The following is a 23,680-nucleotide window of genomic DNA, read 5'->3' on the forward strand; positions in this document are numbered from 1 at the left end:
TCAGCGCGCCAGCGCCGCGGCCCCCGTCGCCGCTTGTTCGGCGGCTCGTGCCCGGGCCGTGGCCGCCTTGGCCGTTTCGCCGAGTTGGTCGGCGAGGCGCGCCTGGGCCAGCCAGTTGTAGGGGCAGACCGGGCGCAGGCTGATGCGCTCGCTGAGCAGGGTGCGGGCGGTGTCGTCGCGTCCGGCCCGGAGCGCGGCCTCCAGCAGCGTCTTCTGTACGGCGTCCCGCTGGGCGTGGCTGCCGCCGAAGGTGTTCAGGTGGTAACGGACGGGGGCCAGGAGGTCGACGGCCTGCCCGTACCTGCCCTGTCCGTAGGCGATCAGAGCGCGGCAGACGGGCAGGCCGACCCCGGCGGTCATGGCGACGTTGGACAGTCCGGGCCGGGCGCGGACGAGCCAGGCCGCCCGCTCCTCGACGAGGCGTTCGGCGTCGGCGACACGGTCGGCGCCGACGTACGCCATGACGGCGTGCACGTCGTTGAAGGCGTAGTACGGCGGGTCCTGGCGGGCCGCCCAGGCGTCGGCGAGGCGTTCCCAGCGGGGGCCGGCGCCGCGGTCGGCCAGCAGGAGCCGCCACAGGAGGGCCGAGGCGTCCAGGAGTTCCATCGCCAGGCCCGGCGACTCCTCGTGGTGCAGCACGGCGTCGTAGATCTCCAGCGCCCGGTCCGTGTCACCGGATTCGAGGGCGTAGAGGCAGTAGTGCCACCAGTTGTGCACGTTCAGGTAGTTGCCGGAGGCCCAGTCCTCCATGCGGGCGTCCAGGAAGCGGATGCCCTCCGCGAACCGGCCCTGCATCTCGTAGGTGTGCACGACCGCGTGGATGCCCCACACGTCACGGGGGTTGCGCTGGACGGCTGCCAGGCCGGTCTCCTCCGAGCGGGTGTAGTGGCCCGATTCCTCCAGCCCGAAGGCGTACATGCCGAGGAGGTGGCCGTAGTGCGGGTCGTCCTCGGGCCAGGCGGTGAGCGCGCCGCCGACGCGGTCGCGCAGGCGGGCGGCGTCACCGGTGAGGAAGTCGATCTGGTGGCCGACGGCGAGCGCCAGTTCGTCGCGCGGGAAGGCGACGGTCAGCTCGCCGAGCACGTGCCCGGCGCGGTGGATGTCTCCGTCGAGCCAGGACGCGGCGGCGGCGAGGTGCATCCGTTCGCGGTCCGTCGGCCGCCCGGCGCGTACACAGTCCGTGAAGCGGGTGAACGCCGCCTTGGCGGCGGTGGCGTCCTTCTCCTCCGTGCCCAGCAGGCCGAGGTAGGCCGCGAGGACGTTGCCCATGACGGACTTCGGGGCGGCCTGGAGGACCGCCTGGGACGCGGTGGCGACCGCACCGCGGAAGAAGAGCAGGTCGCGCAGCGCGTCCTCGTAAGAAGACAGGGCTTCCGCGCTGGTCTCCGACATCACGTGACCGTGCCGGTCACGGACCGTTCGCGGCATCATCGGCTCCTCACGGCACTCTGGCGTCACTGGGGCCCCCGCCTTACCTTGTCGGGGGTAGGAATTCTGTTCGATCACCTGTCATGTCCCGGTCTTGAGATCACAGACAAGAGGTGCGCCTTGTTCCTTCCCCACAGACCGGCCCGCCCATACCGCGGCGGGGCCCGTGGACCGGTCGTTCTGGCCGTGCTCCTCGGAGTCCTGACAGCCGCCGTCGCCACCGGACCCGCACGGGCGGCCCCCGAGGCCGCGCCCGCGGCCCGGCCCCCGCTCGTCCAGCCCGTCGACCCTCAGAACTGGCGCAATCCCGACGCCATGACGTGGGCCGAATACCGCGCGGTCCCCGGCACGAACTGGGCCGACCCCGCCCTGAAGCCCACCCGGCGCATGTTCAAGGGCGCACTCGTGCTGCTGGACTACCCGGACGAGGAGTTCAGCGTCAGCAGGCCCGCCGGCTCGTCCGTCTTCGGCAACCCGCAGCCCGGCGCCCACGACATCCCCCGCGCGAAGGTGCCCGCGTTCTACCGGGACTTCCTGAACAAGCCGGGCAAACTCAACCGCGGCCACACCATCAACGAGTACTGGATGGAGGACTCCGGCGGCCGGCTCGGCGTCGAGCTGACGTCGTTCGGCGTCTACCGGATGCCGTTCAAGTCCTACCAGTACGGCATCGAGCCCGGCATGAACCCCGGCGCCTGCCCCGTCGGCGACAGCTGCGGCAAGAACATCCGCACCGACGGCAAGGCCGCCTGGGTCGCCGACGTGGGCGACGCGGAGACCAAGAAGTACGACTTCATCTTCTACCTGACCGCGGGCCAGGACGAGTCGGCCGCCTGGCAGGAGTTCGGGCAGATGAAGTTCGCCACGCCCGAGGACGTCCCGGCCGCCTGGGGCCCGCCCTCCCCCATTCAGGGCGGCGGCAACGCCGCCCGCACCCGCTACGTGCCGTGGACCTCCTGGAAGGCCGCCGCCCGCATCTGGCCCAACGCCGAGACGGGCTCCTCCACCCAGGCCGAGAGCTCCGGCATGGCCGTGTACGCCCACGAGTTCAGCCACATCCTGGGCATCGCGGACAACTACAACAATCCGTACGGCACGCCGCTGCGCCGGGCCTACACCGGCATCTGGAGCATGCTCTCGCGCGGCTCCTTCAACGGTCCCGGCGGCCCGCACACCCGCTGGCAGATACCGGCCGTCAACGGCGCCTCGATGGGCTCGCAGCACGTCCTGCGTGACAAGCTCAAACTCGGCATCGTCGACGAGAAGAACGTCCTGCGCCTGGACCGGGACGCGCTCAAGACGTCCGGCGTCGCGGTCGCCCAGGTCACCGCGCGCTCCGCGCCGCCCGGCGCCAAGGGCCTGTCCGGCGTCAACATCACGCTGGGCCGGGACCTGGAGCCGGCCTGCTCCACCACGGCCGACCCGTTGTGCGACGGCGGCGGCTACGACAACTACACCGTCGAGGTAGTCGACCGGATGGGCATGGACTCCTTCACCCCGGACAACGGGGTGCTGCTGTCCAAGACCAAGAACGAGGACCGGGCCCCGTTCGCGTGGGTGATCGACGCCCACCCGGAGGACATCGGCATGGTCGACTTCCGGCGCCCCGACGGCACCCCGCAGATGATCACCATGGGTGACTACCGGCAGCTCAGCGACGCGCTGTTCCACGCGGGCGCGGACTCCGGCAGCGCCTACGAGTACGCCGACCGGGCCAACCGGCTGCACTTCTACGTACTGGACATCCGGCGGGACAAGAAGGGTGTGCTGAGCTACACCGTCGCCGTCCGGTCCCTGGACGGCGCGGGCCCGCAGCGCCGCGGTGCGAAACTGCGCCACGGCACGGCGCACGGCAACCCCGCCAAGGGCCGGGCGGTGTGCACCTTCCCGCTGACCAACACCGGCCGGCCGGGCAGCGGGGGCGCGCACCTGGACTCCGACGTGTACCGGCTCTCGGCCGCCGCCACCGGACGCGGCTGGTCCGCCTGGCTGCCGCACCGGATCGCCACCGCGAAAGCCGGCAGCACGGTGAGCGTCCCGGTCGCCGTCACCGCGAAGCCGGGCGCCGCCCGGCACGGCCGGGTCGTGCTGAAGGCCCGCTCCGAGAGCGACCCCCGCAAGTCGGTCCAGGCCATCTGCACGCCGGCCCGCTGACCCGGCGTACGGGCCGTGCCGCTCGCCCCGGGTGAGCGGCACGGAGGCCGGCCGGTGCGGGCCGCGGAGCGTCAACCGGCGCGGCCGGCCGGTACGGCGTGCCGCGGTGCCCGTGCCTTGGCCTCCGCCGCGTACGTGTCGACGTACTCCTGCTCGGACAGCTTCAGCAGGGCGTACATGATCTCGTCCGTGACGGCCCGCAGCACCAGCCGCTGATCGGCCATCCCGGCGTACCGGGAGAAGTCCAGCGGCTCCCCGAAGCGGATGGTGATCGGGACGACCCGCGGCAGCCGGCGCCCGGCCGGCTGGGCCTCGAACGTCCCGATCATCGCGCACGGGATCACCGGCGCGCCCGTACGCAGCGCCATCTCCGCGACGCCGGTCTTCCCCTTGTACATCCGGCCGTCGTGCGAGCGCGTGCCCTCCGGGTAGATCCCGAGCAGCTCGCCGCCGCTCAGCACCCGTACGCCTTCCTCCACGGCGGCCTGGCCCGCGCTGCGGCCGGAGCGGTCCACCGGGATCTGCCCGCAGGCGCGGAAGAAGGCCGCCGTCAGCCGCCCTTTGACGCCGCGTCCGGTGAAGTACTCCTGCTTGCACAGGAAGGTGATCCGGCGCTTGACCGTCGCCGGCATCAGGAAGCTGTCGCAGAAGGAGAGATGGTTCCCGGCGATGATGGCGGCGCCCGAGGCGGGCAGGTTCTCCAGTCCCTCGACGCGGGGGCGGAACAGGCACCGCAGCAGCGGCACCATGACGATGGATTTGAACAAGTGATAGAACATGTAACTGATCCCCTCCCCAGAGTGATCCCCCGCGTCGGGGGACGGTAGTGCCGCTCCGCTTCCGGAGGGAGAGGGCCTATTGAGCCATCGTCAGGACGGCGGGCGAAGCGAGCGGATCACGCCACCGTGCACCGTCGGGCCGGTGCGGGCGTGCTCACTCGTTCGCCGGTGTCTCGTCGGCGAAGACCTTGGTGACGATGTGACCGTCCTCGGTCAGGTAGCCGTGCAGCATCCCCTCGCTGCTGTGCGGGGCGTCGAAGACGCCCCGGGCGTTCAGCGCGATCACACCGCCCGTGCCGCCCAGGTGGGGCAGCCGCTTCACCAGCACCTCGTACGCGGCGCCGGCCAGGTCCCGTCCGCCGAACTCGATCAGGTTCGAGATCGTCACGGTGGCGGCGCCCCGGAGGAACACCTCGCCCGCGCCCGTGGCGCTGGCCGCGACCGTGTCGTTCTTGGCGTACGTGCCCGCGCCGACGACGGGCGAGTCCCCGACCCGGCCGGCCATCTTGTTCGTCAGCCCGCCGGTGGAGGTCGCCGCCGCCAGGTCCCGCTTCCCGTCCACGGCCACCGCGCCGACGGTGCCCTGGGTCAGGGTCTCGCCGGAGCCCTTCAGCCGTCCCTTGGCCTTCATCAGCTCCTGCCAGCGCTTCTCGGTCCAGTAGTAGTCCTGGGTGACGGTCGGCAGGCCGTTGCGGGCCGCGAAGTCGTCGGCGCCCTCGCCCGCCAGCAGCACGTGCTTGGTCTTCTCCATCACCAGCCGCGCCGCGGAGACGGGATTGCGTACGTTGCGGACGCCGGCCACGGCCCCCGCCGCGAGGTCGGAGCCGCGCATGACCGACGCGTCCAGTTCGTGGCCCGCGTCCTCGTTGAACACCGCGCCCTTGCCCGCGTTGAACAAGGGGTTGTCCTCCAGCCTGCGTACCGCGGCCTCGACCGCCGCCACACTGCTGCCGCCCTCGCGCAGCACCTTGTGCCCGGCGCGCAACGCCCCGGTCAGACCGTCGCGGTACGCCTTCTCCTGGGCGGGGGTGGTGTCCTCGCGCTTCAGGGCGGTGCCCGCCCCGCCGTGCACCGCGATGACGACGTGCCGGGCGTCCGGCCGCGGCTTGCCCTTGGCGGTCTGCGCCGCGCGCGCCGCGACGGGCCCGGCCGCTTCCGGCTGAGCGGCGGAGACCGCGTTGCTGCCGGGCACCACCGCCAGCAGCGCGGCCACGGACAGCGCTCCCGCGCACACGCACGTCATGCGGACTGCCGACTTCCTGGCCATGGACTCTCTCCCTCGAACGGGTGATCAGGCGTCGGCACGATATCGCGCACATGCCAAGCGGCAGCCGCCATGATCCGGCCGACGCGGCGGGCCGCCCCCGGCAGGCAGGGGCGGCCGTACGGCTCAGACCGTGTGGATTCCGGGGTCGCTCACCCCGGCCGTGCCGTTCTCCACATGTCCCGCGAACCGGCGCAGATATGTGCGGTCCGCGTCGCAGACCACGCTCACGTCGTACCAGCGCTTGCCCGCCCGCAGGTCCAGGGTGTGGGTCACCCGCTGCCCCGGGCGCACGGTGAACGTGCGGGACGTGCTGCCGTACGCGTCGGTGACCTTCAGGGTGCGGGCGCCGTCGCCCGCGTTGGTCAGGACCAGGTCGAGGTTGCCGGTGGCCCTGTTGTGCCGCGCGGTCACCTCGGGCCCCGCCGTCCTGCCCGGCCCCCGGAACGTCCGCAGGAAGCCGTTCGGGCCGAACACCGAGAGGTCGTACGTGCCGTTGGAGTAGGCCGTGTTCCAACTGTCGGAGTCGGCCTTGCCGCGCTCGGTGGTGTACGTCCACGGGCCGTCACCGCGGTTCGGCGCCGTCACGTAGAAGTGCGCCCCGGCGGCGTCACCGCCGCTGAAGGTCAGGCGGTACTTCCCGGCAGCGGTGTCGGCGGCACCGTCGACGTACGGGGCATAGGGCAGCGGCCGGGTGGGACGGGTGCCGCGCTCCTGCCGGGGCAGGCGGCCGGCGGCCGGCGGCGCTGGGTGGAAGTCGGCGGGCTCCGGATGGATCGGCGTGTAGCCGCCGGTGTCCGGCAGCGCGCCCGGACTGCCCGTACGGCTGAAGTCGAAGGCCGAGGTCAGATCGCCGCAGACGGCGCGCCGCCACTTCGAGATGTGCGGCTCGGCGACCCCGAAGCGGCGCTCCATGAAGCGGATGATCGAGGTGTGGTCGAAGGTCTCGGAGCAGACGTATCCGCCGGTGCTCCAGGGGGAGACGACGAGCATCGGCACGCGCTGGCCGAGGCCGTACGGGCCGGCCGGGAAGCCCGCGCCGCCGGGGTAGAGCTCCATTTCGGTGGAGACGGTGGACCGGCCCTGGGCGGCGTCGGCCGGCGGGTACGGCGGGACGACGTGGTCGAAGAAGCCGTCGTTCTCGTCGTACGTGAGGAACAGGGCCGTCCTGGCCCAGACCTTCGGGTCGGAGGTCAGCACGTCCAGGACCTGGGAGATGTACCAGGCCCCGTAGTTGGCGGGCCAGCTCGGGTGCTCGGTGTACGCCTCGGGACAGGCGATCCAGGAGACCTTCGGCAGCCGGCCGTTCCTGACGTCCGCCCGCAGGTCGTCGAGGAGCTTTCCGCCGCCCTTCACATTCGAGCCGCGCCGGGCCTTCTCGTAGAGCGGGTCGCCGGGCTTCGCGTTGCGGAAGCTGTTGAAGTACAGCAGGGAGTTGTCCCCGTAGTTGCCCCGGTACGGGTCCTTGATCCAGCCCCAGCTCCCCGCCGCGTCCAGACCGTCGCCGATGTCCTGGTAGATCTTCCAGGAGACGCCCTTCGCCTCCAGCCGCTCGGGGTACGTCGTCCAGCTGTAGCCCTTCTCGGCGTTGTCCAGGACCGGGCCGCTGGGGTCACCGGGTCCCTTGCCGTCGTTGCCCGTGTAGCCGGTCCACAGGTAGTAGCGGTTCGGGTCGGTGGAGCCGATGAACGAGCAGTGGTAGGCGTCGCAGACGGTGAACGTGTCGGCCAGCGCGAAGTGGAACGGAATGTCCTTGCGCGCGAGGTGCGCCATCGTGGTGGACGTCTTGGCCGGGACCCACTGGTCGTAGCGGCCGTCGTTGAACGCCCGGTGGCTGCCCTTCCAGTCGTGGTTGAGGTCCTCGATGAAGGTCAGCCCGAGGTTGTCGTCCTTGACCTGGGGCCGGAACGGCAGCACCTCTTTGCCCTTGCCGTCGGACTGGTGCCACACCGGCTTGCCGCTGGGCAGCGTCACCGGCCGGGGGTCGCCGAAGCCCCGTACGCCGCGCAGCGTTCCGAAGTAATGGTCGAAAGAACGATTTTCCTGCATCAGCACGACGATGTGCTCGACGTCCTCGATGGAGCCGGTGCGGCGGTCGGCGGGGATCGCGGCGGCACGGGCGATGCTCTGCGACAGCGCGGAGAACGCGGCGGCCCCGCCGGTGAGTTGCAGGAACCGCCGCCGGTCGAGTTCTGGCATGGCTGAAATGCCCCCTTGGGCTGGGAGGGTACAGGCGCGACTGGAGTGTTCCAAGAGGAACCAGGCCGTGGGAAGACGCCGTGTCACCCCGGTGAAGATGCGCCGGAGGTGACGTGAACAGGCGACGGACCACCCTCCGTCGCCTCCGCACGGGGCATACGGTGCCCCGCCGCCCATACCGGCCCGCCCGGCCCGAGGCGGACCGTGGACGACAGGTCGGGCGAACCCTCGCCGACGGTACGCTTCGGTCGGCCTGGCATATGCCAATTGCATACCGCGCATTTTCCGCCGCCGCGTGATCGACCGATTTCGCCGCCAATGTCGCGCACGCCGTCGTTGCGGAATCAGGTAATTCCGATCACCAGTTTCGAACCGAGTTGCTGCTGAGTAGGGTGTGGCACTGCCGGTGGAGCTGGGGGAACAGTGCGTACCGGTTGATCTCGGCATGGCTGAAAATGCGCTGGTGCCCGACCTCACCGGCAGAACGGCAGGAGCGGCAAGGGACATGACCGCTGGGTTATTCGAGGGGCAGTACGTGTGGCATCCGGCAGCCGACGACCTCCGGCTCGCGCGGGCCTGCGTGGACATCCGGGCAGGCCGCTACTTCGGGGCGCGCGAGATCCTGCGGGAGGCGCGCGGGGACCACGGCGTACGCGCGCACCGCTCCTTGGTACTGGCCTCCGAAGCGGCCGATTCGGACCTGGCGGAGCGCTGGCTGGCCGAGGAACCCGGCCGGGAAGCGGCCCTGCTGTGGGCGCGCGTCGCGGTACTGCGGGCGGTCCGCGCGGCCGACGGCGGCGACAGCCGGGCCGAGGCCCTCGGCCGGATCGCGGTGGCCGCCTGCGACCGCGCCGCCGAGGCGGCTCCCGACGACCCCACACCGTGGTCGGCCAAACTGACCCTGGCCCGCCTGCAGCAGCCCCGCGATCCCGCCCCGCAAGGGCTGCTCACGGCGCCGCCCGGCCCCTGGACGCTCTTCTCCCACATCCTGCGGCTCGACCCCTGGAACCGCGAGGGCCACCACCGCTTCCTGTCGTTCTTCTTCCCGCGCCACGGGGGCGAGGCGAACGCGGCCTGGGACGTCGCCGCGTTCCTCAGCCAGCGGGCCCCGGCCTCCTCCCCGCTGCGGCTGCTGCCGCTGGTGGCCCTGGTGGACGGCTACAACGCCGATTCGCTCCTCGCGGAACGCACCTGGGAACAGCCGCAGTGGAAGGCCACGGCCCTCAGCGTCTACCGCAACTGGCTGCCGCACGTCGCCGGTTACCGCTTCACTCCCGTGCTGGACCTGGCCTACCTGGCGCACGCGCTGCACATGGCGCAGTGCGCCTTCGAGGCGCGGGCGGTGTTCACGGCCATGGGCCCGTACGCCTCCCGTATGCCGTGGAGCGCCTTCGGCGACCCCGAGGAGCAGTTGAACAAGGCGAGACGCGCGTGCGGTCTCCCGGTGCCCGATGCTTCCTGACGTCCCGGACGGCGGTTCCGGGGGCGGCGCCGCGCGCCCGCCCCCGGGACCGCCGAGCCATGTCCCCCGCCCGGGGCGCTCCACCCACCGCACCCCGCCCCCGGCCCGCTGATGTCCCGTTCACCCATCCCCCCGGCCTGCCGGCCCCGGCCTCCCGTGCCCCGGCACGCCCCGAAGACAGGTGCCGACACCGCGTATCGGCGCTCCGCGCCGATGTCTTCCTGTCCCCCACCAGAAAGGTTGCGGTTGTGTCCGATTCCGTGTCCCCCGCCCGCACCAGAAGCCACCGCGCCGCGGATCCCGTCACGCTCGACGACGACGCGACGCTGCACGCCATGGGCTATCCGCGGAAACTGACCCGGCGGTTCCGCGCGTTCGACAATTTCGCCATCTCTTTCACCATCATCAACATCCTTTCCGGGATCTTCTCCTCCTTCGGGTTCGGTATGAACGCCGGCGGGCCGGTGATCCTGGTCTTCGGCTGGATAGCCGTCGCCGCCATGGTGCTGTTCGTCGGCGCCTCGATGGCGGAGATCGCCTCCGCCTACCCGACCAGCGGCGCGCTGTACTTCTCGGCCGGGAAGCTGGCCAAGCGGCACCGGGGCGCCTGGTCCTGGTACACGGGCTGGCTGAACTTCGTCGGCCAGGTCGGCGGCACGGCCGCCACCGGCTACGCGGCGGCCACCTTCATCCAGGCGTTCATCGCCATGCAGTGGCCGTCCTACGAGGCCAGCCCGCAGCGGGCGGTCCTGATCACCGCGGCGATCCTCTTCGTCCAGGCGCTCGCCAACACCTTTACGGTGCAGCTGGTCGCGGTGCTGAACCGGATCTCGGTGTGGTGGCTGCTGATCGGCCTGGTCGTCATCGTCACCGCGCTGGTCGTGCTGCCCTCGCACCACCAGTCCCCGTCGTTCGTGACGCACTTCGTGAACAACACCGGGTTCACCAACGGCCTGTACGGCGCGATGCTCGGCCTGCTCGTCACGAGCTGGACGTTCACCGGGTTCGACGGCAGCTTCCACATGTCCGAGGAGACGGTCCGGGCCACCGTCAACGCGCCCAAGGGCATCATGCGGGCCATCGGCTACTCCGCGGTCGCCGGCCTGGTCCTCATGCTCGCCCTGGTCTTCGCGATCCGCGACTACGCGGGCGCGGCGAGCGCCGAGGCACCGCCGGTGCAGATCCTCATCGACGCGCTCGGCACCGGCACCGCCAAGTTCCTGCTGCTGATCGTGATCGGCGCGATGCTCTTCTGCGGCCTGGCCAACATGACCAGCAACACCCGGCAGATCTTCGCCTTCTCGCGGGACGGCGCGATGCCCGGGTCCCGCTGGTGGCACTCGGTCTCCTCCCGCACCCGTACCCCCGTCAAGGCGGTCTGGCTGGCCGCGGCCTGCTCCCTGGTCCTCGTCATCCCCGGCTGGTGGTCGCACACCGCGTTCACCGCCGTCGTCAGCATCAACGTCGTCGGGCTCTTCCTCGCCTACGCGGTACCGATCTTCCTGCGGCTGCGGCTGGACACCTTCCAGCCCGGCCCGTGGAACCTGGGGCGGTACGGCAAGCTGGTCGCGGCCGTCGCGGTGACCTGGATCGTGATCAGCAGTGTGCTGTTCATGCTGCCGCAGGCCTCGCCGATCACTGCTGAATCGTTCAACTACGCGCCGATCGCGCTGGGCGTGGTCCTCGTCATCGCCACGGTGTGGTGGTTCGCCACCGCCCGACGGCGCTTCCAGGGTCCGGTCAGCTACGGTCGGCCCGACGAAGTCGCCGCCATGGACCTCATCTGACCCGCCGCCACCGCCCCGCTGCTCCGCACGGCAGCGGGGCCCGACAGCCAAGGACACCCACCAGGTATGACCTCCCCCGGCGAGACCCCGCACCAGAACGCCACCACCGGCACCCCGGCAGCCGACACGGCCGGCACCGCGACCGCGACCACGACGCCGGCCACGGCCCCGGGCGCCCCGGCCGGTGAGTTCACCGTCCGCCCCGCCACCCTTGAGGAATGGCGCGAGGTGGCACAGTGGGCCGCCGACGAAGGCTGGAACCCGGGCCACCGCGACACCGACTGCTTCCACGCCACCGACCCCGACGGCTTCTTCATAGGCACCCTCGACGGACAGCTCGTCTCGTCGGTGTCGGTCGTCAACTACTCCTCGCAGTACGCGTTCCTCGGCTACTACCTGGTGCACCCGGACCACCGCGGCCGCGGGCTGGGCATGGCCACCTGGCACGCCGCGGTGCCGCACGCCGGGGACCGGACCATCGGCCTGGACGCGGTCCCGGCGCAGGAAGCCACGTACCGGCGCTCCGGCTTCACCACCGCCTACCGCACCACGCGCTACCGCGGACGCCCTGTACGCCCCGGCACACCCGCGGCGACGGTGGTCCCCGTCGCGCCCGGCCACCTCGACGAGATCGCCGCGTACGACCGGCAGTGCTTCCCGGCCGACCGGCGGGCGTTCCTCTCCCGCTGGCTCACCGCCGACGGCCACCACGCGTACGCGCAACTGCGGGACGGAAGGATCGCGGGTTACGGCGCGATCCGGCCGGCCCGCGACGGATACCGCCTGGGCCCCCTCTTCGCCGACACGTCCCGCGGCGCCGAGGCCCTGTTCGACGCGCTCACCGCGCACCTGGCCCCGGACGACGTGGTCCACGCCGACATCCCCGACCCGCACCACAGCGCACGTTCCCTGGCCCTCTCCCGGGGCCTGGCCCCGGACTCCCACACGATGCGCATGTACACGGGTCCGGTGGCACCGGTGCAGGCGGAGCGGGCCTACGCGGTGACGAGCTTGGAACTGGGCTGAGCGGAGCGCCGGAGCCTCGCCCCGCCGCCGCCGAAACGCACGCGAATCCCGCGCGCACACGCCTCGAACCCCCGTGCGCAGGACCCGCGTTCACGCGACGTCAGTACCCTCACCTGAGAAAGATGATGTTGCGCGGTGCGCATGGGGCACAGGAGGCTTCGATGGGCGACGGGGAGACGGGGGGCGAGGACGCGGCGGCGTTCTCCCGGCTGGGGGCGAGGTACCGGGCGGAGTTACAGGTGCACTGCTACCGGATGCTCGGATCGTTCGAGGCGTCCGGCGAGCTGGTGACCGAAACGCTGCTGCGGGCCTGGCGCGAGCGGGAGACCTTCGCCGGGCCCGCGACGTTCCGTACCTGGCTGTACCGCGTCGCCACCCGCGCCTGCCTGGACCACCTGGCCGCCGGCCCGCGCACCCCTGCGACCGTGCAGCCGTGTCCCGACACGCTGCTGGAGCAGGTGCCGGCCCAGGAGCCGGCGTCGGGTGAGGTGGTGGCCGGGCACACGATCGGGCTGGCCTTCGTGACGGCGCTCCAGTCGCTGCCGCCGCGGCAACGGGCCGTGCTCGTCCTGCGGGACGTGCTGGGCTGGTCCGCACGGGAGACCGCCGCGACGCTGGAAGTCAGTGTGGCGGCGGTGAACAGCGCGCTGCAACGCGCTCGTCCGCGGGTCCGGGACCGGGCACCTGCGAGATCGGCGGGCTCCGACGAAGGCGCTGTGCTCCAGCACTACGCAACGGCGCTGGAGAGCCAGGACAACAATGCGCTTGCCGCCGTACTGGCAGAGGGGGCAGGCTCTGTCCGGCTCGCCTTGCCCCCGGACCTCCGCACCATCGCCACCTGGATGAACCGGCAGCCCGCTGTCGCGCTCTACGCCCGGGGCCCGGGCGAGCCCGCCCACCGTGCCCACGCCCTCGAAGTGCTGCGCGTCGAGGACGGACGGATCGTGGAGATCACTGTTTTCGGCCCCGGCCTGTTCGCCGTCCTGGGCCTGCCCGTTGCCCTGTGACCCCTATGCCTCCTGTGACCCCTGTGACCCCTGTAAGGACATCACCCATGCAGAGAAGTGAGATCGCCGGTCTGCTGGCGCTTCTGGACGAGGAGCGCCGGAGTTCCGGTACGGCCGCCCCGGACGGGACGACCGTGCGGGAGACCGCTCCGGACGGCTCGGAGTGCCGGATCGTGTACGCGCGGTGTACGGAGGAGGACGCCGACCTGGTGATCCGCGCGGAGACGGCGCGTGCCGACGCGCTCGGCTGCACGCTGGAGTGGAAGCTGTACGGCCACGACGTCCCGGCCGGTATGGGAGACCGCCTGCGGGCGGCCGGATTCGAGCCGGACGACGTGGAGAAGGTCCTGATGCTGCCGGTCAGCGAGGCGACGGCAGCGGCATTCCAGGCACCGGCGTACGAGATCCGCCGCGTCCGGGACGCGCAGGGCCTGGACGACGTGGCCGAGATCTCCCGGGACTCGGGGCGCCGCAACGTCGCCGAGGAGCGTCGGCAACTGGAGCTGAGCCTGCGGGACACGCCCGAGGAGATGAGCGTCCACGTGGCGTACGTGGACGGTGTACCGGCGGCCTGCGGGCGGGTGTACTACCGGCCGGGCGGTGCCTTCGCCGAACTGGCCGGCGGGCGGACGCGCCCTGCCTACCGGAAGCGGGGACTGTTCACCGCGCTGGTGGCCGCCCGCCTGCGGGAGGCGGGTGCCCGCGGCCGTACCCACGCGTGCGTGGACGCGCTCCCCACGTCCGAACCGACGCTGGTCGGACGCGGGTTCACCGAGGTGACGACGACCCGGCCCTTCCTGTACGAGCCCGCGGCACGGGTCGGTTAGGCGACGGCGGGCCGCCGGCGTTCTCCCACGGGCCGAGCCGGCTCACGCGACGCGCGCCGGGCGCCCGTCGGCCTCGGTGTCGGCATCCCAGCCCTCGGCGGTGACGCGGGCCAGCAGGGGGCCGGAAACGGCGGCGGGTACGGCGAGCCGGACCGTCAGGTCCCCGCGTACCCCGTCGGCGGGGCGTATCTGCGCGTCCTCGGGACCGACGCCCAGTTCGGCGGTGGCCGCCAGCAGCCGGGAGAGTTCGCCGGGGCGGTCGGCGATCCGGACGCGTACGGACGTGAGATGCGCCGGACGCCCCGGGAGTCCCGTGGAGAGTTCGCCGAGCCCGGTGATGCCCCGGTCGAGGAGGTCGACGACCGCCGCCAGGCTGTGCGCGCTGCGCCGGTCGGCCGGTCCGGCCAGGTCGCGCAGCGCGGTGAGGAGTTCGGCGAGGTCGGCCTGGAGGTCGGTGAGGACACCGGCGACTGCACCGGCGTTGGCCTGGAGGATGTCGCTCCAGAGCCGGGAGTCGCCGCCGGCGATCCGGGTCACGTCCCGGAGCCCCTGGCCCGCGAGCCGCGCGGCCTGCGGAGGCCCGGCGCCGAGCCGGGCCGCCATCAGGCTGGACACCACGTGCGGCACGTGGGACGTGAGCGCCACCGCGTCGTCGTGCGCCTTGCTCTGCATCACCAGCGGTACGGCTCCGCAGAGCCCGATCAGGGAGAGCGCGCGGTCGAGGGCGGTGCGGGAGGTGAGCCGGGACGGGGTGAGCACCCAGACGCGGTCCTGGAAGAGGTCGACGCGGGCCGCGAGGGGGCCGGAGCGTTCACGGCCGGCCAGCGGGTGGCCGCCGATGTAGCGGGTCGGGTCGGGTGCCCTGGCCAGGACCGCCCGTTCCGGCTCGTACTTCACGCTGGCCACGTCGGTGTACGTACCGGCGAGTCCGCGGGCCTGCTGCTGGGCGAGGACGGGGGCGACGAGGCTGGGCGGGACGGCGATCACGGCGAGGTCCACCGGTTCGGGCGGCGGCCCCGGCAGCCCGGCGCCCAGCGCGGCAGCGGTCCGTACGGCGGACGGGTCGCTGTCCTGGAGGTACACCCGGACGCCGTGGCGGGCCGCCGCGAGGGCGAGTGAGGTGCCGATCAGTCCGGTGCCGACGACGGCGAGGGTGCGGATCACCGGGCACCGTCCGGGGGCGGGCCGGCCGGTGCGGCGGGCGAGGTGGCGGCCCCGTCCGCCGCACCGGCCTCCTGGGCCGCCGCACCACCGTTGGCGCGGAGCCGGTCGGTGATGAGCGCGGCGAGCCGGTCGAGGCCCTGCTCGATGCGTTCGGGGGTGAGGGTGCTGATGGACAGCCGGAGCTGGCGGCACTGCGCGGACGCGCCGTAGAAGTGGTGCATCGGGGTGAACAGCACGCCGTAGCGGCGGGCCGCGTGCTGCAGGAAGGCGTCGGTGACGACGAACGGCACGCTGACGACGACGAAGAAGCCGCCGGTCGGTTCGTTCCAGGTGACGCCGGGGCAGTCGGCGAAGCGCCGGGCCAGTCCGGCCAGTACCTGGCTGAGGTTGCGCCGGTAGACGTCCGTCTCGCGGCGGTTGGCCTCGACCATGCTGCAACCGTGCCGGAGCAGTTTGCCGCCGATGACCGCCTGGGCGATCGGCGAGGTGTTGACGGTGAGCATGCTCTTGATCTTCGACAGTTCGTCGGCGAGCAGCCGGTCGCCGCCGTCGCCGGTCACCCGCTGGTCGGCGACCACGAAGCCGACCCGCGCCCCGGGGACCCCGGTCTTGGCGAACGAGCCCAGGTAGACGACCCGGCGGTTGCGGTCCAGGGACTTCAGCGTCGGCGGCCGTTCGGCGGACGTGTGGAAGACGCCGTACGCGTTGTCCTCCAGCAGGAGGAGGTTCTCCTGCTCGGCGATCTCCAGCAGCCGGTGCCGGTCGGCCGGTTCCATGCTGGCGCCCACCGGGTTGGCGAAGTCGGGCGTCACGTAGCAGGCGCGCACCCGCCGGCCCGCGGCCCGCGCGCGGCGCAACTGGGTGAGCAGGTCGTCCAGATCGATGCCGTGCTCCCCGGTGTGCACCGGCAGCACGGGCAGGTCGGCGAGGAGCGCGGCGCCGGTGAGGCCGACGTAGGCGGGCCGGGGCGCGAGCACGGCGTCGCGGCTGCCGGCCCGCAGCGCGCGCAGGACGAGGAACATCGCCTCCTGGCAGCCGACCGTGACGACCACGGACCCGTCCACGGTCTCGATGCCCTCGTCCACGGCCAGGCCCCGCGCGATCAGTCCGGCGATGATCCCTTTCGTCTCGCCGTACTGGTAGAGGGTCCGCGCGATTTCCGTTTCGGTCATCCGGCGCTCGGTCCGCAAGTGATCGCAGAAGGTTTGCAGGTATTCATGCACCTGAGCTGCGTCATAAAAGCCTTCGTACGGCCGTCCCGCCGCGAAAGAGATCGCTTCCGGATACTCGTCGGCGATCTGATTCAGAAGATTCATGGACTCCATCGAGGCGTCGGCCAGCGAAGCGTGCAGCGTCGCGGCATTCAACTCGGCGACAATTTCCGGTTGCATGATTTCCATGGCTGCCTTCTGTCAGTCAGGAAGGGGTACGGCGCGCGCGTCCGCGGTCCGCGCCGGGCCCTCAGCATCCCCCAGGGCCGGATCGACAGCAATGGTTCTCCCGCGCGCGTACGGGGTCAAGGTGATACCACTCCGACGGCCGGGCCCATCGCATTTCTTGACAGGTGCGACAGCCGTAGCGCCGGAGTAATGTCGGGCATCACCGAAATGGTTCGCCTTCCGCTGTCCGGCGGCAGTGGCGAACACGCGAAGAGGACGAAGAGGTCCACGGATTGGACCGGGCCGGGCCGGGCGGTCATCGGCGCGGTCGTGCGGCAGGAAATCCGTCCACTCCGGTAGGCGAGCCGGCTCGACGAGCCGCGTCCAGATCATTCCTTCAAACGGGGACTCTCATGACAGTTTCTACCACCACAGCGGCCACGGCTGCTGTCAGCCCGGTCAGCGATCTCGCGATCGACTACGTCGAGATGTACGTGGAAGACCTGGACGCGGCGGCGTTCGCCTGGGTCGACCGGTACGCGTTCACCGTCGTCGGCACCGGCGGCTCCAGCGAGCACCGCAGCATCGCCCTGCGGCACGGCACGATCACCCTGGTGCTCACCATGGCGACCTCCGACCGGCACCCGGCGTCGGTGTACGTCCTGGCGCACGGCGAGGGCGTCGCGGACATCGCGCTGCGCACCGCCGACGTCGAGGGCGCGTACGCCCACGCGGTGGCCAACGGCTCCCAGCCGCTGCGCGAGCCTGCCCGGCACGGGCCCGACGGCGGTGTCACGGCCACCGTCAGCGGCTTCGGCGACGTGGTGCACACGCTGGTGCAGCGCGCCCCGGAGGAGGGTCCCGGGCTGCCGGTCGGCTTCGTACCGACGCTCAAGTCCCGGCAGCCGGTGCCCAGCGAGGTGGGGCTGCTCGAACTGGACCACATCGCGGTGTGCCTGAACAACGGCGACCTCGACGCGACCGTCGCGTACTACCAGCGGGCGCTCGGCTTCCAGGAGATCTTCGAGGAGCACATCGTCGTGGGCGCGCAGGCGATGGACTCCAAGGTCGTCCAGAGCCCCACCGGCCGGGTCACCCTGACCCTCATCGAGCCGGACACCACCGCCGACCCGGGGCAGATCGACGACTTCCTCAAGAGCCACCACGGGGCGGGGGTCCAGCATCTCGCCTTCTCCTGTGACGACGCCGTGCACGCGGTGCGCACCCTCGGCGGCCGCGGCGTGGAGTTCCTCAGCTCCCCCGCCGCCTACTACGACCTGCTGGGCGAGCGGATCGCCCTCAGCGACCACAGCCTGGACGACCTGCGGTCGACCGGTCTGCTGGCGGACCAGGACCACGGCGGGCAGCTCTTCCAGATCTTCACCGCCTCCACCCACCCGCGGCGCACGATCTTCTACGAGATCATCGAGCGGCAGGGCGCGGAGACGTTCGGCAGCTCCAACATCAAGGCGCTGTACGAGGCCGTGGAGCTGGAGAAGAAGGGCCAGCGTGTCCTGTGAGGACCCGGCGCCCGGCGGCGCGGCGGCGGACACGCTCCTGACGCTCGACGACGTCGAGCGTGCCGCCGCCGCGGTGCTGCCCGCCGGGGTACGGGACTTCGTCGCGGGCGGCAGCGGAAGTGAGCGTACGCTCGCCGCCAACCGGGAGGCGTTCGACCGGGTCTTCGTGCGGCCGCGGGTGCTGCGGGACGTGTCGCGGTGTGCGACCGGCGCCGACCTGCTGGGCCGTCCGGCGCGGATGCCGGTGGCGGTGGCACCGGTCGCGTACCAGGCCCTGGTGCATCCGGACGGTGAGCTCGCGGCGGCGCGGGCGGCGAAGGCCGCGGGGGTGCCGTTCACAGTCAGCACACTGAGCACCGTGCCGGTGGAGGAGATCACCGCGCTCGGCGGCCGGGTCTGGTTCCAGTTGTACTGGCTGCGCGAGCCGGGCCGGGCCCTGGAGCTGGCGCGGCGTGCGGAGGACGCCGGCTGCGAGGCGCTGATGCTGACCGTGGACGTGCCCTGGATGGGGCGGCGGCTGCGCGACGTACGCAACGAGTTCGCGCTGCCGGAGCGGGTGCGGGCGGCCCACCTGGACGGCGGCGGCGCCTCGGCCGCGCACCGGCGCGCCGCCGGAGCCTCGGCGGTGGCCGTGCACACCGGCCAGGAGTTCTCGTCGGCGCTGACCTGGTCGCAGGTGGCGGAACTGCGGGCGCAGACCCGGCTTCCGCTGCTGCTCAAGGGGGTGCTGGCGGCCGAGGACGCGGTGCGGGCGGCGGAGTTCGGGGTGGATGCCGTCGTGGTGTCCAACCATGGAGGTCGACAGTTGGACGGTGCCCTGCCGAGCATCGAGGCGCTGCCGGAGATCGCCGAGGCGGTCGGCGGGAGCTGCCAGGTGCTGCTGGACAGCGGCGTCCGCTCGGGCACGGACGTGCTCAAGGCGCTGGCGCTGGGCGCGTCCGGGGTACTGGTCGGGCGCCCACCGGTGTGGGGCCTGGCCGCGGCCGGGGAGGCGGGTGTGCACCGGGTGCTGGGCCTGCTGGCCGCCGAACTCTCCGACGCGCTGGGGCTGGCGGGCTGCGCCACGGTGGCGGACGCGCGTCGGCTGCGTACGGTGCGGATCGGCGCTCCGGCGGGGGCGGCCGGGCCGATCGGATCGACCGGGCCGACCACACCGGACCGGCCGGGCGGTCCCGGGGTCCGGGCCGACGCCGTCCGGTCGGAGCCGGACGGGCCTTAGTCAGCCGGAGACCGGCGGGCCTTGGCCGGTCCGAGGCCGGCGGGCCGCAGCCCCGGCATGCGGGGTTCCGCACGGCAGGCACGACGAAGCTCCTGGTGGCCGATTCCCGGCCCCCAGGAGCTTTGTCGTGGTGTTCCCGGTGGCCCGGCGCGGTGCCGGGCCCGGTGGCGCTACGAGGCGTCGGTCTCCATCTCGTGCACCGCGATGGCGCCGGCCGGGCAGCGCAGGGCCGCCGTCCGTACCTTCGCCTCCAGTTCCGCGGGCGGCACCGGGTCGGTGAGCCGCACCGTGCCGTCCTCCTCCGACTGGTCGAAGACCGCGGGCACCAGCAGCTTGCACATGCCGGAAGCGGCGCAGATCTCCGGGTCCACCCGTACCTCGACCATCGTGCTCTCCTCATCTCCGGGGTGTCCGGGCGCCGGGCGCCCTGGTGGTTCCCGGCCGTCACCAGGCGACCGGGAGGCGCTCCAGGCCGTAGGCGATGGAGTTCGTCTTGTGCGGTACGTCCGCGGCGGGTACGGCCAGCCGCAGCTCGGGGAAGCGCCGCCACAGCGCCAGGTAGGCGGTGCGCAGTTCCATCCTGCCGAGTGCGGCCCCGATGCAGTGGTGGATGCCGTGCCCGAAGGCGATGTGCGGCAGCGGGTCGCGCTCGACGTCGAACCGGTCGACGTCGGGGCCGAGTACCGGGTCGCGGTTGGCCATCGGGATCGAGCAGACGATCTCCTCCCCGGCCTTGACGAGCTGTCCCGCCACGACCACGTCCTCGACGGCGGTGCGCGGGGTCGGCGCGTGGGCGACGGACAGGAAGCGCAGCAGTTCGTCGACCACGCGGTCCACGTTCTTCTCGGGGTCCGCCAGCAGGATGGCGAGCTGGTCCGGGTGTTCCAGGAGGGCCAGTACGCCGAGGCTGATCATGCCGGTGACGTTGTCGAGCCCGGCGAGCACCATCAGGCCGCAGATGCCGAGCAGTTCCTCGTCGTCGAAGTGGTCGCCGTGGTCGCGGATGAGCTGGCCGATGAACCCCTCGTCGGGGTCCTTGCGCTGCCGTTTGACCAGTGCGCGCAGGTAGCCGGAGGTGTACGCCTGGGCGGCGGCCCGGTCCTTGCGGCTGCGGTCCTGCTCCAACTGCCACTGGTGCTTGACCAGGAACTCGCGCCGGTCGTCGCGGGGCACGCCGAGCAGTTCGCACAGGACGGCGCCGGAGATCGGGCTCGCGTAGAGCTCGACGAGGTCGGCGGGCCGACCGTTGCGCTCCATGGCGTCCAGACAGCGTTCCGCGATCTGTTCGGTCACCGGCTTGAGCCGCTGGATGCGGCGCACCGTGAACTCCGGTGTGAGCATCTTGCGGAGCCGGGTGTGCTCGGGCTGGTCGTAGTCCATGAGGTGGCCGGACATCTCCTGCGGGCGGTGCTTGCTCCCCCCGCGGACGGCCTGGGCGCGGAACCGGCGCTGGTTGCTGAAGCGGACGTGGTCGCCCATCACCTGCCGGACCGCTTCGTAGCCCAGGGCCATCCAGATGGACTCGGTCGCGGCCCCGGGCGCCGGGGCCACCTCTTCCTTGACGAGGGCGCCCTGGGCGCGCTGCTGACGGATCTCGTCCGACGGGCCGAAGCCCGCCCGGCGGGCGTGGTCGAACTGGTGCTGGGTCTCCTCCGGCATTGCGTCTCCTACCATTCGACGGGCAAGGATTCCAAGGCGTACTGGCGTGAGCGGGCGGGCCGGAAGCGGACCTTCTCCGGCGGTACCGCCAGCCGGAGGCCGGGGAAGCGGCGCAGCAGTGCCGGGAAGGCGATGCGCAGTTCCATCCTGGCCAGCGGGGCGCCGAGGCAGTGGTGGATGCCGTGCCCGAAGGCCATGTGCGGGGTCGGCTCGCGGGTGATGTCGAAGCGGTCCTCGGGTTCGCCGGCGGCCGGTACGCGGTTGGCGGCCAGCAGCGAACAGGCTACGCTCTCCCCGGCCTTGATGTGCCGGCCGCCGATGGTGACGTCTTCCAGCGCGGTGCGGGGCGAGGCGGTGTGGATGACGGTGAGGTAGCGGACCATCTCCTCCACGGCGCGGTCGGTCAGCTCGGGGTTGTCGCGCCAGAGGGCGAGCTGGTCCGGGTGCTCCAGCAGCAGCAGGGTGCCCAGGCCGATGATGCTGGCGACCTGTTCGAAGCCGGCCGCCATCACCGTCGCGCCGATGCCGGCCAGTTCCGCGTCGGAGACGGCCGAGCCCTGTTCGCGGACCAGGTTCCCGATCATGTCCTCGCCGGGGTTGCGGCGGCGCCGCTCGGCGAGCTGCCCCATGTACGCCCAGTACGCCTTGCCGGCGGCCAACTGCTGTTCCTGGGTGCGGCCGACGTCGCGGGTGATGTCGAGGTAGCGCGCCAGTTCCGTCTGGTCGTCCCGGGGCACGCCGAGCAGCTCGCAGCTGACGAGCCCCGGGATCGGCCAGGCGAAGTACCGTACGAGGTCCGCCGGGCGCCCGATGCGCTCCATGGTGTCGAGACAGTCCTCGACGACCTCCTCGACGCGGGGCTCCAGCCGGCGCATCCGCCGCACCGTGTACTCCGCGGTGAGCAGTTTGCGCAGCCGGGTGTGGTCGGGCGGGTCGTACTGGAGGAGGTTGCCCGCCTGCACCAGGTTCTGCGCGTCCTCCTCGCTGTCGGCGGGCGGCCGGGTGCTGAACCGTTCGGTGTCGGAGAGCACCGCCCGTACCTCGGCGTGCCCGGTGGCCACCCAGCCGAGCTGGCGGGACGGGCCGATGGTCACGTCGGTCTCGACCAGGGGCGTCTCCCTGGCCATCCGGACGAGTTCGGGCACCGGGTCGAAGCGGTCCCGCCGGTAGTGGGCGGGAATCTCGGGTGTCTCGGGCATCCGCGGATCCTTTCCTTCCTCGGGGTCAGCCGCTGCTGGCGGGGAGCCAGAACATGCCGTCGGGGGACGAGACGAGCCCGCCGGGGACGAGAGGGGCCTCCGGTTCGGCGTCGGCGCCCAGCAGGGCCCGCATCTGCACCTGCGAGCCCTCGCGGGTCACCTGGCTGACCACGGCGGACTTGAACAGCGGCAGCATGCTGCCGTCCTCGCTGTGCGCCAGTTGGTCCACGGCGCCCGCGAACTCCGCCGAGCCGGCCTGCAGCCGCTCCGCCATCGCGTCGGCTTCGGAGAGCGCCGCCTCCCCCGACGAGACGCCGCCGACCAGGTCGACGAACGCCTCCATCTCGGAGCGGTCGTGGTGGGTGACCTTCTTCGCCTGCCAGAAGTAGGACTGCTCGCTGTGGTGCATCTCGTAGAACGAGAGCAGGAACTCGTAGAAGACGCCGTACTCGCGCCGGTAGCGGGCCTCGAACTCGCGGATCGCCACCGTCTCGTCGACCAGCCCGGCCAGCGCGCTGTTGATGCTGCGGGCGGCCAGCAGGCCGCTGTAGGTCGCCAGGTGGACGCCGGAGGAGAACACCGGGTCGACGAAGCACGCCGCGTCGCCCACCAGGAGCATGCCGGGGCGGGCGAACGTCGTCTGGTGGTACGAGTAGTCCTTGCGGACGCGCAGGTGGCCGTACTGGCCGTCGGTGACCCGGGTGGCGCCGGACAGGTACTCCGAGATCAGGGGGCACTCGGCGATCAGGGCCGCGAGCGCGCGCTCGCGGTCGCCCTGGATCTTGTCCGCCATCTCGCGCCGTACCACCGCGCCCACGCTGGTCAAGGTGGGGCTGAGCGGGATGTACCAGAACCAGCCGCTGTCGAAGGCGACCGAGAGGATGTTGCCGGAGTTCGGCTCGGGCAGTCGCTTGCCGCCCTCGAAGTAGCCGAACAGGGCGAGGCTGCGGAAGAACTCCGAGTACTTCCGTTCGCCGCCCACCCGCTGGAACAGCCGGCTCTTGTTGCCCGAGGCGTCCACCACGTACGTCCCGTACGCCTCGTGCTCCACCCCGTCGGCGTCGGTGTAGCGCACGCCGCGTACCCGCTCGGCGTCCGCGATCACGTCCGCGACGGCGCACCCCTCACGCACCACCGCGCCGCACCGGCCGGCGTGCCGCAGCAGGATCTCGTCGAACTTCGAGCGCTCCACCTGGTACGCGTACGAGGTCGGCCCGGCCATGCGTTCCGAGACGGAGAAGGAGAACGTCCACGGCTCGGGCGTCGCCCCCCAGCGGAAGGTGCCGCCCCGTTTGCGGGTGAAGCCCGCTGCCGCCAGGTCGTCCGCGACCCCGGTCAGCCGGCACACCCCGTGCACCGTCGACGGCAGCAGCGACTCGCCGATCTGGTAGCGGGGGAAGAACTCCTTCTCCAGCACCAGTACCCGGTGGCCCTGCCGCGCCACCAGCGCGGCCAGCGTCGAGCCGGCCGGCCCGCCGCCGACGACCACCACGTCGAACGTCTGTGAGCGAGCGGAGTTCCCTGCGTCCGCTGAATTCACCACGGCCCTCTCCCCCATTCTCGGGCGGAATGCGCCTGTGCGTTTGCGCACGGGCTCCAGTCCGCCT

General features: G+C 72.0%; 18 protein-coding genes. 8 read left to right on the forward strand and 10 right to left on the reverse strand.

The window, feature by feature from the left end:
• Window positions 1-1,392: a tetratricopeptide repeat protein gene (locus tag AB0A97_RS13150; protein WP_361148382.1), complete on the reverse strand. Its 1,392-nt coding sequence runs from the start codon at window positions 1,390-1,392 to the stop codon at window positions 1-3.
• 222 nt (window positions 1,393-1,614) lie between these two features.
• On the opposite strand from AB0A97_RS13150, the gene AB0A97_RS13155 reads away from it, so the two are divergent.
• On the forward strand, window positions 1,615-3,582 hold the full coding sequence (locus AB0A97_RS13155; protein WP_361148384.1) for a M6 family metalloprotease domain-containing protein: 1,968 nt from the start codon (window positions 1,615-1,617) through the stop codon (window positions 3,580-3,582).
• A gap of 71 nt (window positions 3,583-3,653) precedes the next feature.
• Here the strand turns inward: AB0A97_RS13155 and AB0A97_RS13160 are convergent, their stop codons facing one another.
• The 3 genes from AB0A97_RS13160 to AB0A97_RS13170 form a co-directional block, all read right to left on the reverse strand.
• Window positions 3,654-4,361 (reverse strand): lysophospholipid acyltransferase family protein, encoded by a 708-nt coding sequence (locus AB0A97_RS13160; protein ID WP_361148386.1) that lies wholly within the window; start codon window positions 4,359-4,361, stop codon window positions 3,654-3,656.
• Window positions 4,362-4,515: 154 nt separating this feature from the next.
• The gene (locus AB0A97_RS13165) at window positions 4,516-5,628 is read right to left on the reverse strand and encodes an isoaspartyl peptidase/L-asparaginase (protein WP_361148388.1); all 1,113 of its coding nucleotides are present in this window, start codon (window positions 5,626-5,628) and stop codon (window positions 4,516-4,518) included.
• Between the two features lie 123 nt (window positions 5,629-5,751).
• Window positions 5,752-7,824 (reverse strand): phosphocholine-specific phospholipase C, encoded by a 2,073-nt coding sequence (locus AB0A97_RS13170; protein WP_361148390.1) that lies wholly within the window; start codon window positions 7,822-7,824, stop codon window positions 5,752-5,754.
• A gap of 505 nt (window positions 7,825-8,329) precedes the next feature.
• On the opposite strand from AB0A97_RS13170, the gene AB0A97_RS13175 reads away from it, so the two are divergent.
• The 5 genes from AB0A97_RS13175 (at window position 8,330) to AB0A97_RS13195 (ending at window position 13,933) form a co-directional block, all read left to right on the forward strand.
• The gene (locus AB0A97_RS13175) at window positions 8,330-9,286 is read left to right on the forward strand and encodes a hypothetical protein (protein WP_361148392.1); all 957 of its coding nucleotides are present in this window, start codon (window positions 8,330-8,332) and stop codon (window positions 9,284-9,286) included.
• Window positions 9,287-9,621: 335 nt separating this feature from the next.
• Window positions 9,622-11,073, forward strand: coding sequence for an amino acid permease (locus AB0A97_RS13180; RefSeq protein ID WP_361148808.1), 1,452 nt, complete (start codon window positions 9,622-9,624; stop codon window positions 11,071-11,073).
• Window positions 11,074-11,139: 66 nt separating this feature from the next.
• Window positions 11,140-12,099: a GNAT family N-acetyltransferase gene (locus tag AB0A97_RS13185; protein WP_361148394.1), complete on the forward strand. Its 960-nt coding sequence runs from the start codon at window positions 11,140-11,142 to the stop codon at window positions 12,097-12,099.
• 161 nt (window positions 12,100-12,260) lie between these two features.
• Window positions 12,261-13,106 carry a sigma-70 family RNA polymerase sigma factor gene (locus AB0A97_RS13190; RefSeq protein WP_361148396.1) on the forward strand — a complete coding sequence of 282 codons (846 nt, stop codon included), beginning with the start codon at window positions 12,261-12,263 and terminating at the stop codon, window positions 13,104-13,106.
• Between the two features lie 47 nt (window positions 13,107-13,153).
• A complete protein-coding gene (locus AB0A97_RS13195; protein ID WP_361148398.1) occupies window positions 13,154-13,933 on the forward strand; it encodes a GNAT family N-acetyltransferase in 780 nt (259 codons plus the stop codon).
• 42 nt (window positions 13,934-13,975) lie between these two features.
• On the opposite strand, the gene AB0A97_RS13200 is transcribed toward AB0A97_RS13195, so the two are convergent.
• Both AB0A97_RS13200 and AB0A97_RS13205 read right to left on the reverse strand, forming a co-directional pair.
• Window positions 13,976-15,097 carry a prephenate dehydrogenase gene (locus AB0A97_RS13200; RefSeq protein WP_361148400.1) on the reverse strand — a complete coding sequence of 374 codons (1,122 nt, stop codon included), beginning with the start codon at window positions 15,095-15,097 and terminating at the stop codon, window positions 13,976-13,978.
• Entirely contained in the window at window positions 15,094-16,497 is a 1,404-nt protein-coding gene (locus AB0A97_RS13205; RefSeq protein WP_361148401.1) for a PLP-dependent aminotransferase family protein, read from the reverse strand. Before AB0A97_RS13205 ends, AB0A97_RS13200 begins: the two co-directional genes overlap by 4 nt.
• 392 nt (window positions 16,498-16,889) lie before the next feature.
• Between AB0A97_RS13205 and hppD the strand changes: the two genes are divergently transcribed.
• On the forward strand, window positions 16,890-17,996 hold the full coding sequence (hppD, locus tag AB0A97_RS13210; RefSeq protein ID WP_361148403.1) for a 4-hydroxyphenylpyruvate dioxygenase: 1,107 nt from the start codon (window positions 16,890-16,892) through the stop codon (window positions 17,994-17,996).
• Window positions 17,986-19,215: an alpha-hydroxy acid oxidase gene (locus AB0A97_RS13215; RefSeq protein WP_361148405.1), complete on the forward strand. Its 1,230-nt coding sequence runs from the start codon at window positions 17,986-17,988 to the stop codon at window positions 19,213-19,215. Before hppD ends, AB0A97_RS13215 begins: the two co-directional genes overlap by 11 nt.
• 170 nt (window positions 19,216-19,385) lie before the next feature.
• Here the strand turns inward: AB0A97_RS13215 and AB0A97_RS13220 are convergent, their stop codons facing one another.
• From AB0A97_RS13220 to AB0A97_RS13235, 4 genes are read right to left on the reverse strand one after another with little or no spacing between them, the layout of a single operon-like run.
• Window positions 19,386-19,601 carry a ferredoxin gene (locus tag AB0A97_RS13220; RefSeq protein ID WP_361148407.1) on the reverse strand — a complete coding sequence of 72 codons (216 nt, stop codon included), beginning with the start codon at window positions 19,599-19,601 and terminating at the stop codon, window positions 19,386-19,388.
• Between the two features lie 58 nt (window positions 19,602-19,659).
• Entirely contained in the window at window positions 19,660-20,874 is a 1,215-nt protein-coding gene (locus AB0A97_RS13225) for a cytochrome P450 (protein ID WP_361148409.1), read from the reverse strand.
• A gap of 8 nt (window positions 20,875-20,882) precedes the next feature.
• Window positions 20,883-22,073: a cytochrome P450 gene (locus AB0A97_RS13230; protein ID WP_361148411.1), complete on the reverse strand. Its 1,191-nt coding sequence runs from the start codon at window positions 22,071-22,073 to the stop codon at window positions 20,883-20,885.
• 25 nt (window positions 22,074-22,098) lie between these two features.
• Window positions 22,099-23,616 (reverse strand): tryptophan 7-halogenase, encoded by a 1,518-nt coding sequence (locus AB0A97_RS13235; protein ID WP_361148413.1) that lies wholly within the window; start codon window positions 23,614-23,616, stop codon window positions 22,099-22,101.
• Between the last annotated feature and the right edge of the window lie 64 nt (window positions 23,617-23,680).

The sequence above is a fragment of the Streptomyces sp. NPDC045470 genome (assembly GCF_040646595.1).
Lineage (GTDB): Bacteria > Actinomycetota > Actinomycetes > Streptomycetales > Streptomycetaceae > Streptomyces.

Coding starts and splice junctions, on each gene's coding strand:
- AB0A97_RS13150 (WP_361148382.1), bottom strand. CDS start 1,392: ATGTCGGAGACCAGCGCGGAAGCCCTGTCTTCTTACGAGGACGCGCTG.
- AB0A97_RS13160 (WP_361148386.1), bottom strand. CDS start 4,361: ATGTTCTATCACTTGTTCAAATCCATCGTCATGGTGCCGCTGCTGCGG.
- AB0A97_RS13165 (WP_361148388.1), bottom strand. CDS start 5,628: ATGGCCAGGAAGTCGGCAGTCCGCATGACGTGCGTGTGCGCGGGAGCG.
- AB0A97_RS13170 (WP_361148390.1), bottom strand. CDS start 7,824: ATGCCAGAACTCGACCGGCGGCGGTTCCTGCAACTCACCGGCGGGGCC.
- AB0A97_RS13175 (WP_361148392.1), top strand. CDS start 8,330: ATGACCGCTGGGTTATTCGAGGGGCAGTACGTGTGGCATCCGGCAGCC.
- AB0A97_RS13180 (WP_361148808.1), top strand. CDS start 9,622: ATGGGCTATCCGCGGAAACTGACCCGGCGGTTCCGCGCGTTCGACAAT.
- AB0A97_RS13185 (WP_361148394.1), top strand. CDS start 11,140: ATGACCTCCCCCGGCGAGACCCCGCACCAGAACGCCACCACCGGCACC.
- AB0A97_RS13190 (WP_361148396.1), top strand. CDS start 12,261: ATGGGCGACGGGGAGACGGGGGGCGAGGACGCGGCGGCGTTCTCCCGG.
- AB0A97_RS13195 (WP_361148398.1), top strand. CDS start 13,154: ATGCAGAGAAGTGAGATCGCCGGTCTGCTGGCGCTTCTGGACGAGGAG.
- AB0A97_RS13205 (WP_361148401.1), bottom strand. CDS start 16,497: ATGGAAATCATGCAACCGGAAATTGTCGCCGAGTTGAATGCCGCGACG.
- hppD (WP_361148403.1), top strand. CDS start 16,890: ATGACAGTTTCTACCACCACAGCGGCCACGGCTGCTGTCAGCCCGGTC.
- AB0A97_RS13220 (WP_361148407.1), bottom strand. CDS start 19,601: ATGGTCGAGGTACGGGTGGACCCGGAGATCTGCGCCGCTTCCGGCATG.
- AB0A97_RS13225 (WP_361148409.1), bottom strand. CDS start 20,874: ATGCCGGAGGAGACCCAGCACCAGTTCGACCACGCCCGCCGGGCGGGC.
- AB0A97_RS13230 (WP_361148411.1), bottom strand. CDS start 22,073: ATGCCCGAGACACCCGAGATTCCCGCCCACTACCGGCGGGACCGCTTC.